The following is a 9,887-nucleotide window of genomic DNA, read 5'->3' on the forward strand; positions in this document are numbered from 1 at the left end:
GTTTCAATGGAATGTGAAAACCATCTATTTTCATTAAAGTTAATTTTTTAAACCAGTTGAGCAAAATCATAGCCGCTTTTTACTTCTATGGGTTCTTGATCTTGCAAAAATACTCTCGCGGTATGCGGTCCATGTAAAATCTCTTGAGCTCCTTGAATTCTAATGAAACTACCTTCTCTCAATCCTATCACAGGAATGTTATTATAAACGTGGAACTCTTTAATGCGCTGTTCTCTAGTTTCTCCTTTATGTGTAGAGCCTTCTATAGGATCTAGGTAATGTGGATTAATATTATATCCTACTGCTCCAGTGGTTTTAAAACTTGATGGTTGTACTATGGGCATGTCATTTGTAGTACGCATGTTAAGTCCACAAATATTACTTCCAGCACTGGTTCCCAGGTAAAAAGTACCATTAAAAATGACTTTTCTTAACGGAGTCATGAGCTCGAGGTCATGAAGCATCTTAACGAGTTGAAAAGTGTTACCACCACCAGTAAAAACAGCTTGAGCATTTTCAATCGCTTCTATCTTATTTTCAAAAGTGTGTATTCCTACTACTTTTATACCTTGTGAGAATAAAACATGGTGTGCTTTTTGAGTATAATCATCATGTGAAATACCACCAGGACGTGCATAAGGAATAAAAAGCACCTCAGTCACATTTAATTTGTTCAATACTGAGGTTACATTCTTAAGGATATATTCTAAATAACCACTGCCGTGAATGGTTGAGGTGCTGGCAATAATCATGTTTCTCATAGCAAAGCTTTTGTACAAAGGTATTTAACAATTAATTGGATAATGTTATCGTTATCAAAAAGCGATTTTAGTTTAACTTGCTTGATATAATTAAGGCTATGAAAAATATATTATTCTTTTTTCTTTTAACAGGACTGCTCAGTACAGCGCAAAAAGAACGCGTTCAAATTAAAGGAACGATAAACTCAGAGTTGAATTCACCACTCCTGGGAGTTACCGTTTTTAATAATAACTCGCTAGAAGGAACGGTTACTAATGATGATGGTGCTTTTTATATAGATGCTATGGTAAATGACGAGCTTTCTTTTAAAGCGGTTCAGTTTGAGTCTTTTTCTATAAAAATAACTGATGTAGTGCTTCAAGAAAAGAACATTAATTTAACGCTTAAAGCAGATGTTAAGCAGCTGGATGACGTTAACGTGAGTAGCACCAGTTTTATGATTCCAGTCACACGTATAGAAACAGTAGATGCTGGATTAGAAGATGTTACTGTAGAGAATATAAGAACAGCAGCTGTAGATCGTGTAGATAACACTTTTTCAGATCGCGTGCGTTTACCTAATGAATATGAGGTAAGAGGTGAAGCTTTTGAACAAAGTCAACCGCGATTTAATATGGTAGGTCTAGCCGCTCATATTAATACCGCTCAAATTGCTCGTAGTCTAGATGTAAAAAATATTTCTAAGGATGATTCTGTTCCTGTAGAGAATAATGCACTTATTTTACTTAAGAACAAGTACAGTAAGGCATACTTAATGGATTACCTAGGTTTAAATGAAGATGAGCTTCTAGAGTTCAAGTATTTTGCCGTAGATCATGGTCTGACTAAAGAACTTGTTCAAGCTAAAAATCAATTAGACCTGCTTGAGTTTTTGTCCAGACAAGTGGTGTCTTTTAAAAACCGTAAAAAGTAATATTATGAAGCAGTATTTTTTTCTATTACTCTTTTTACTTCCTGTTATAACATTATCTCAGGTAGATCGTGTTCAAATAAAAGGATATATACAGAATGAACTCGATGAACCTGTTGCAGGAATTACTATTTTTAATGAGAATAGTTTTGAGACTACTGTCACTACATCTACAGGAAGTTATAGGATCGACGTTAAAGCTGGAGATAAGGTTATTTTTAAGTCTCCTGAACATGAGCCTGTAACACTTGTAGTTACAGATAGGACTATTAAAGAAAAGGTAGTGACTATAACCTTAGGAGATGGAATAAATGTACTGGATAAAATTATTCTAGAAGGAGATCAGAATGTTTATCTCAATCTAAAAAAGCTAGAAACCGCAGACACACGCATGGAAAAAATTACAGGTCAGAACATGTGGACACCTGCGATAGATCGTACAGAAAACACACTGTCTGATATGGTAAGGCAGCCCGCAGATTATCCATTGCGCCATGAGGCTATGATGCAGTCCATGCCTAGAGGTAATATGTTTAATTTAGTAGGTTTGCTGGTGGCAGTAGTGGCAAACGTGGCGTTGAACGCCTTAAACATAGATTTCGGTAGTGCAAATACGGTTGAAGAACGATTTAATGTAGCTGTTTTAAAAAACCAGTTTGACGCTGCACATCTAGTAGAGTTTCTAGATATTAAAGAAGAAGATCTTTATGACTTCATGTACTTTGCCACAGATCGTGGGCTCAGTAATGAAATGATGCATCCTGATAATGAAATGGAATTGTTACAATTCCTTTCAGATGCTTCTCAGGTATATAAAGAAAGAAAAAAACAGTAAAATATATAATGATGCAAAAAGTAACTAAATGGTTAACCCTAGTAGCGGTTTTAATAGCAGCTACCTCTTGTATTAGTGATGATGATTTACAACCTGCTCCAGCTATACAGGTAAACTCATTTTGTTATGGAGATCAAACTGTAAATTTTGAAACCATAGGTGCTTTTAGGGGAGAAACTTTTCAAGCAAGTAGCACAGCCATTAGAACACCAGTCACTCTTATAGGAGATGGTGTTTCCCTTAATTCTATGGATGAATTAGAAGGTGAAGGCCCCTTAATTATACTAGATTTTTACGGAAATTCGTTAGATGGTTTTCAAACAGGACTTTACGAGATCTCTAGCTTGCAAGAAAGTGCAAATGTGGCCGTGAAATATTCAGTTACCTATGATGCTACTATGACATTACAACCATTTATAGGCATAGATAGTGGTTATGTAAGAGTGCAAAGGTACTCTACAGGTTATGCCATTACCATAGATGGAATGGATCAAAATGGAGATGAGTTCCACGGAACATTTTTAGGAAATGTACCTATAATTCCTTAATCTAACAATTACCTTATTTACAAGTCTAATTTACCCATGAATAAAATATTAATTGCCCTTTTAACACTAGGATCACTTTTTTTAAATGCTACTGTTTTAGAACCAGGAGTTGAAGAATTACGCTTTCGCGAAAGCGTGCTGCAAACAGCTCATAAATACTACCTCTCTGTCTCAAATGTAAAGTATAACGCAAAAGTTGGAGCCCTTCAAATGACTTCACGTTTTTTTATAGATGATTTAGAAAAAGCACTATCTGCAAGAGTTGAAAAAGAAATAGTTTTTACTCAAGAAGGAAGTTTAGAACGATACAAATCTTTAATAAATGACTATTTTAATGCAAAGCTACGTGTTAAGGTAGATGGAGAAATTATACCAATTTCTTATCTGGGATCAGAACTGGAAAACGATCAAATCGTTCTGTATATTGAAATTAACGTAGAACAAGAGCCTAGCGAAATAGAAATGCGCTTTACGGCCTTGCTAGAACTATTTGAAGAACAAAAAAACATGGTTCATTTAAAGGTTAAAGCCCAGCGCAAGACTTTATTAATGGATGTAACTAAGAAAATAGATCTCGTGAAGTTTTAGTTAAAAACTTCACTACAATTCTATTATTCTTATTTTAGCGTATTATAAAATCTAAACAAGAAAAATGAAAGCTTTTAAACTATTGTTTGTCAGTATGTTGATGGTTTCCTTTGCAGGTTTTGCTCAAACAGCAGAATCAGAAGAAGAGCCTAAGGCAGAAGAACATTACAACATTAACAAATTCCGTCAACTGTATCAGGAATTTTCCACACCTAACCAGTATCGCAGTGCAAGTGGAGCGCCAGGACCTAACTACTATCAGCAGCGTGCAGATTATGAAATGGAGATAAGGTTAGATGATGAAAATCATCATATTTATGGATATGAAACCATTACTTATACTAATAATTCTCCTGATGTGCTGGATTATTTATGGGTGCAATTAGATCAGAATAAGCGTGCAAAAGATTCTAAATCTCCTCTTATTGAAGGTAGTGGAGTTTCTCCATTCATGCAGCCTCAAGGTTTTGCTGGTGAATATATGAAAGAACCTTTTGATGGTGGATTCAATATTACTAAAGTATTAGACTCTAAAGGAAATCCTTTAAAGTATATGATTAACCAGACCATGATGCGTGTAGAAATGCCTGAGTCTCTAGAGCCAGGTAAAAAGTTTGAATTTGATATAGAATGGGATTATAACATTAACAATCACGTAGAAGGTCGTGGTCGTAGTGGTTATGAGCAGTTTCCTGATGGTCACAGAGCTTATGTGATAGCGCAATTCTATCCTAGAATGTGTGTGTATAATGATGTAGAAGGATGGCAAAACAGCCAGTTCTGGGGACGTGATGAGTTTGCATTACCTTTTGGAACCTTTGAAGTAAATATTACTGTACCTGAAGATCACTGGTTAGACGGTACCGGGAAATTAACAAATCGCAAGGATGTTTACACTTCTACAGAGTTAAAAAGATATGAGCAAGCTCAAAAATCTTTTGATAAACCAGTAGTAATTAGAACACAAGAAGAAGCTGAAAAACTAGCGATGATGCCAGGAGCTACTAAGACTAAAACTTGGAAATTAAAGGCAGATTACGTGCGTGATTTTGGGTGGACTTCTTCCCGTCGCTATATAGCCGATGCTATGGCGGTAAAAGTAGGAGAAAATGATGTGATGGCAGTTTCTATTTATGCGCCAGAAGGAAATCCTCTATGGGAACAATGGTCCACAAGAGCGGTTGCACAAACTTTAAAGTCGTTTTCTAGAATGACTTTTGATTATCCATATCACAAGGCAATTTCTGTTCATGCAAAAAACCAAGGAATGGAATATCCTATGATTTGCTGGAATTATGGACGTCCTGAACCAGACGGTAGTTATAGTGATCGTGTAAAATTTGGTATGATATCAGTAATTATCCATGAAATAGGACATAATTACTTCCCTATGATTGTAAATAGTGATGAACGCCAGTGGACCTGGATGGATGAAGGTTTAACAACTTTTACTCAATATGTTGCTGAGCAAGATTTTGGAACAACTTATCCTGAAGCTATTGAAGGACTGGATGCTTACCCATCGCGTCGTGGACCAGCGGCCAAAATTGTTCCTTACATGGCAGGAGATCAAAATTATATAGCTCCTATTATGAGTAAAGGATTGAATACATATCAATTTGGTTCAAACGCTTATGGTAAGCCTGGAACTGCCTTAAATATTTTAAGAGAAACGGTAATGGGACGTGAGTTGTTTGATTACTCTTTCCGTACTTATGCGCAAAGATGGATGTTTAAACACCCAACTCCAGAAGATTTTTTCCGTACTATGGAAGATGCAAGTGCTATGGATCTAGACTGGTTCTGGAGAGGATGGTTTTACACGACACAGTATGTTGATATGGGTGTGAAATCTGTAGATAAGTACTATGTATCTAGCGAGATGAATCAAGAAATTAAAGATTATCTTGAATCAAGAAATATTCCTAAAGATCGAGTACCACAGCTGGTGTACATGGTTAAAGAAGGTAGTGAAGATTATAAAGAAGATTTAAAAGGTAAAGCTCCTAGCGAGGTTGTAGGTGAGTTAAAAGACTACATGGAAAATAATTTCACAGCTGAACAGCGTGCTGCTATAAAAGAGCCTAAGTTCTTCTATCAAATTACCGTTGAAAAGCCAGGTGGTCTAGTAATGCCTATCATCATAGAATACACTTATGCTGATGGTACTACTGAAAAAGTAACGCACCCAGCAGAAATATGGAGACTGAACGATAAAGAAGTGAGCTTAGCCAAAGCAACTCAAAAAGAAATCGTAGGGATTGTGATCGATCCTAAGCTAGAAACGGCAGATATTGATACTTCAAATAACTCATGGCCACAAGAGCCTAAAGTAGATAAGTTTGAAGAATTGAAGAAGTAAGAAACTTCACTTTAGATTTTTAAAACCAGATTCACAATGAATCTGGTTTTTTTGTGTTATATCAAAAGGAGTAATTATACCAATTTAATTGGTATTAAATATTGGACTATTTAATTGTTGTTTTTGATATTACATTTGTTTTATGAAGTTTCCTATTCTTTTCTTACTGAGTTTACTCCTTTTTAGCTGTGATGATCCTTCTTTAGAAGATCAAAATTCTGATACAAATGAGGTTATAGAGCCTGTTATTGAGTTAAGACAGTTAAGCTCTATTCAAGTAGCTACTGATCTTACCACAAATATTACCCGTTCTATTAATTTTGAGTATAATAATAAGGAGCTATTGAGTGCCATTACAGAGACTGGAAGCTTAAATATAAACACAATAGCGAGTTATAATAATGGAAATAAGTTAGAGTCACTTATTATTAATGATAATCTTATGGCACCTGTAAGCATAGTCGTGACTTATGGGAATGACAGCTCTATACAATCAGTTGCTACGGTAGAATTAAGTTATATAGATACTACTGGAAATACGATCACTAAAGCACTTTTTACAGATATTCAAAATAGATTCAACAGAGTGCTTACTACACAAACTGATCTTGCTGGAGTGGTTTCTCAAACAGAGGATTTAAGACTGCAATATTCCCAAAACTTTAATGTACTGCGTATTGATAAATTAAATACTAACGGTATCATTCAAGGGTATTCTGAGTTTACTTATAATTTTAATAAAAACCCATTTACAGACATGAATGATATTATAAGGCTTTTTATGTTTGATGAATTTGTTCCTTACAGCCGTTTTTTACCAGCAACTAGAATCGATTATGATTTGTCTAGCGGTTCTGCTCAGTTAGAGCGCAGTGTAGATTATAACTATGAGTTAGATGCTGAGGGGTTTCCTATGTCAAGAGAGCTTATCGTGACTCAAGGAATGATGACTTCTACTTATTTTGAATTCTTTAATTACAGACCCTAAATTATAACATTCTTAAAAGTGCTATGAATTTCCCAAATGGTATATTTGCACCATGATTTTTTTACCACTTGTTATCAGTACGCCAGAGCTCATGATTGTGGGCTTAGTGGTTATTTTAGTATTCGGGTCAGATAAACTTCCTGAAATAGCGCGTGGGATAGCTCGCGCCATGAACACCGTGCGCAATGCTACAGATGATATTAAAAATGAAATCTCAAAATCTGCTGATGAGCATGGCTTTACAGAAGATGTGAAACAAATCACTTCTAAAATTGAAGAAGTAAAAGATCAAATTGAAGAAACTGGCTCTATCAAACGTAGAATGTAATACCCATTTGTGTTTGTAAGGTCGTTAAAATTAATTTTTGCTTAGTTGACTTAACAGGTGTTTTTTATAAGCTCTTCAATACAATCATTGTAAAACTATAGAACACGGCTTAGTGTTAAACCATCTCTAATAGAAAATAATACCGTTTGTAACCTTGGGTCTTCTTTTAATAGACTATTGAATTTTAGTAAAATAGGAGTAGAGCTGTCTTTAGGTTTCAGCTCTTCTACCACCTTACCGTGCCATAATACATTATCAGAAATGATAAGCGCTCCAGAATTCACTTTCTCCATAATGGCATGAAAGTAATGGATATAATTAGGCTTGTCAGCATCTATAAAAATGAGGTCAAATTTACCATCCAGTTCAGGAATGATTTCCAGTGCAGGACCTATTTTTTGGGTAAAGGAGATGTTCTGGTTTACGCTTTCGCAAAAGCGAGTAAAATACTTACTTACCATATCCTCAAGCTCTTCATTAATATCTATGGTAATGAGTTCACTACCAGCAGGCATGCCTTCAGCAAGGCATAAAGCAGAGTAGCCTGTAAACGTTCCTATTTCTAGAACGCGCTGAGGTGCTTTTAAATGAGATATCATACTCAGTACACGACCTTGATAAGCACCAGAAAGCATGATAGGTTGTAAGACCTTTTGATGCGTTTCACGCGTTAGATCCTTTAAGATTTGAGGCTCATCTTCAGAATGAGCAACGATGTAATCGTCGAGATTATTTGGGAGAAAAAACATTTTTTGAATAGGGTCATGCCGCACTTGATGCGGAATAGGTTAATTACTAACTAGATTATTTTGAGAACTGTAGACTAAGGATTAAAAGACTAAGGACTAAATAGAAAGTCTTTCATAAAATTCCTTCTTTGCCGCTTCATCATTTCCAAATAACCATCGTACCACATGCTCGTCCCACATACCGTCATAGTCCTCTTGCGAGATAATTTTACGGTCCATGGCTAGATCTAGGATTTTACCGGGATAACTGGACTGTTTCTCGCTGTCCATTTCTCCTAGTGGATAAGGATCATCAAGCCCTACAAGCACCTGTTTTGCTCCTTGATTTTTTACTAATAATTCTAAAGAACCTGTGTCATGTACCAGTGTGTCAAAAAAGATATTAGGATGTCCCACAGATTTACGTGGATGCGTTTTTCCTTCAAATAAATCTGGTCTACCGTCAAATCCTTGGATTCTACGTCCTAAGTTCATTTGGGCGAGCTGGCCACCATGAGCAAAACAAATTCTCATATTAGGATATTTAAACGCATATCCATTTAAGGTTAGAAAATGATACGCATCTGCACACTGAGCGAGCATCCATATCAAATGGAAACGCCATGATGTGTTTTGTAATTTTATAAATTTCTCTCCATCATAAGGGTGAATTTCTACCGCAAGATTGAGTTCGCTAGCAAGTTCAAAAATAGGTTCATTTTCTTCATCAAAAATACAGCGCCACTGACCTATGGTGTCCATATAATGTGTAGGTAAGCACAGTAATTTCATGCCTAGAACTTTAACACATCGCTCGATTTCCCACAAAGCACCACGCACAAAACCTGGGTGAACCACAAAACCGCTTGTGAATTTTGAAGGGTGATCGTGTTGTACTTTGGCATTAAAATCGTTTTGAAAACGGAGCGCTTGTTTCATTTCCTCTAGTCGCAAGCCGTTTCCATAGAGCTGGCTCAAGTTTAAAATAACGGCATGGTCTATCTTGTATTTATCCATCCATTCCAGTTTTTCGTTTAAGAAAAAACTAGAATCTGTTACAGGACGCGACCAGTCTTTTTGAAGCATGTTCTTGCGCTCAGGATCTACCCAAAAAATCCCTTTTTCACGCATGAAATCAGGTATCTGTTCGGGATATGGTAGTAAATGTGAGTGGCCGTTTATGCGTAGTTTTTTTGACATGATAATTAGAGTATTAAGTCAGGAGTACAAAGTACAAAGATTTCTTTAGTTTGTACCCCTTAACTCTCAAGGTTATGATCACAAAAAAATAGTTTAATTCAGATTTCTTAGGGAAACCTTTAATATTTAAGAAATGATTTTTTTTAAATAAAAAAGCACCCATCCCATGAGTTAGGTTTGGAATATTCAATTAAATTATCATTTAATTTCAATAGTCCTCTAGATATGGAGTGTTTTAAGCTTTAAAGAATCGATTTCAATTTCAACCAGTAATCTCACCCTTTAGGGTAGGGGAAAAGATTTCGCTTTTCAATTTGTTTTCAACTTCGAGCTCAAATTCAAATTCGAGTATGTTTTCAAGTTCAAATTCTATAAACTCTTCGTTCTACCACCATCGACAGGTAAATTAATACCGTTGATGTAAGAGGCTTTATCGCTGGCTAGGAAAGTGATTGCGTTTGCAACTTCATCTGCCTGAGCAAATCTTCTGGCAGGCACATAACTTTTCATAATAGTTGCAGCTTCTTCTTCACTATGGTTGGCGCGTTGTGCTTTTCCTTTTATGATGGCGTCTAGTCGTTCTGTTGCGGTAAATCCTGGTAAGACGTTATTTACGGTTATGCCATGTGGTCCTAATT

The 9,887-nt window shown here is 35.9% G+C and carries 11 protein-coding genes; 7 read left to right on the top strand and 4 right to left on the bottom strand.

The window, feature by feature from the left end; genetic code table 11:
• Positions 1-47 precede the first annotated feature (47 nt).
• Positions 48-761, bottom strand: coding sequence for a dipeptidase PepE (gene pepE / locus ACTF48_RS07035; RefSeq protein ID WP_438962446.1), 714 nt, complete (start codon positions 759-761; stop codon positions 48-50).
• Positions 762-859: 98 nt separating this feature from the next.
• Here pepE and ACTF48_RS07040 point away from each other — a divergent pair, with 98 nt between their 5' ends.
• The 7 genes from ACTF48_RS07040 (at position 860) to ACTF48_RS07070 (ending at position 7,321) form a co-directional block, all read left to right on the top strand.
• A complete protein-coding gene (locus tag ACTF48_RS07040; RefSeq protein WP_438962447.1) occupies positions 860-1,675 on the top strand; it encodes a carboxypeptidase-like regulatory domain-containing protein in 816 nt (271 codons plus the stop codon).
• 4 nt (positions 1,676-1,679) lie between these two features.
• Entirely contained in the window at positions 1,680-2,507 is an 828-nt protein-coding gene (locus tag ACTF48_RS07045; RefSeq protein ID WP_438962448.1) for a carboxypeptidase-like regulatory domain-containing protein, read from the top strand.
• Between the two features lie 8 nt (positions 2,508-2,515).
• Positions 2,516-3,055 carry a hypothetical protein gene (locus tag ACTF48_RS07050; RefSeq protein WP_438962449.1) on the top strand — a complete coding sequence of 180 codons (540 nt, stop codon included), beginning with the start codon at positions 2,516-2,518 and terminating at the stop codon, positions 3,053-3,055.
• A gap of 36 nt (positions 3,056-3,091) precedes the next feature.
• Complete coding sequence (locus tag ACTF48_RS07055; protein ID WP_438962450.1) at positions 3,092-3,643, top strand: DUF6702 family protein; 552 nt, start codon at positions 3,092-3,094, stop codon at positions 3,641-3,643.
• Positions 3,644-3,707: 64 nt separating this feature from the next.
• A complete protein-coding gene (locus ACTF48_RS07060; RefSeq protein ID WP_438962451.1) occupies positions 3,708-6,005 on the top strand; it encodes a M1 family metallopeptidase in 2,298 nt (765 codons plus the stop codon).
• 142 nt (positions 6,006-6,147) lie between these two features.
• Positions 6,148-6,993: a hypothetical protein gene (locus ACTF48_RS07065; protein ID WP_438962452.1), complete on the top strand. Its 846-nt coding sequence runs from the start codon at positions 6,148-6,150 to the stop codon at positions 6,991-6,993.
• A gap of 52 nt (positions 6,994-7,045) precedes the next feature.
• Positions 7,046-7,321 carry a Sec-independent protein translocase subunit TatA/TatB gene (locus ACTF48_RS07070; protein ID WP_438962453.1) on the top strand — a complete coding sequence of 92 codons (276 nt, stop codon included), beginning with the start codon at positions 7,046-7,048 and terminating at the stop codon, positions 7,319-7,321.
• A gap of 95 nt (positions 7,322-7,416) precedes the next feature.
• Here ACTF48_RS07070 and ACTF48_RS07075 read toward each other — a convergent pair whose 3' ends face one another.
• The 3 genes from ACTF48_RS07075 to ACTF48_RS07085 all read right to left on the bottom strand — a co-directional run.
• Positions 7,417-8,070 (bottom strand): O-methyltransferase, encoded by a 654-nt coding sequence (locus ACTF48_RS07075; RefSeq protein ID WP_438962454.1) that lies wholly within the window; start codon positions 8,068-8,070, stop codon positions 7,417-7,419.
• Positions 8,071-8,166: 96 nt separating this feature from the next.
• On the bottom strand, positions 8,167-9,249 hold the full coding sequence (locus tag ACTF48_RS07080; protein WP_438962455.1) for an amidohydrolase family protein: 1,083 nt from the start codon (positions 9,247-9,249) through the stop codon (positions 8,167-8,169).
• A 369-nt stretch (positions 9,250-9,618) separates the two neighbouring features.
• On the bottom strand, positions 9,619-9,887 hold a 269-nt coding region (locus ACTF48_RS07085), incomplete at its 5' end, for an SDR family oxidoreductase (RefSeq protein WP_438962456.1).

Origin of the sequence: Nonlabens sp. (assembly GCF_965660805.1) — a bacterium.
GTDB lineage: Bacteria > Bacteroidota > Bacteroidia > Flavobacteriales > Flavobacteriaceae > Nonlabens.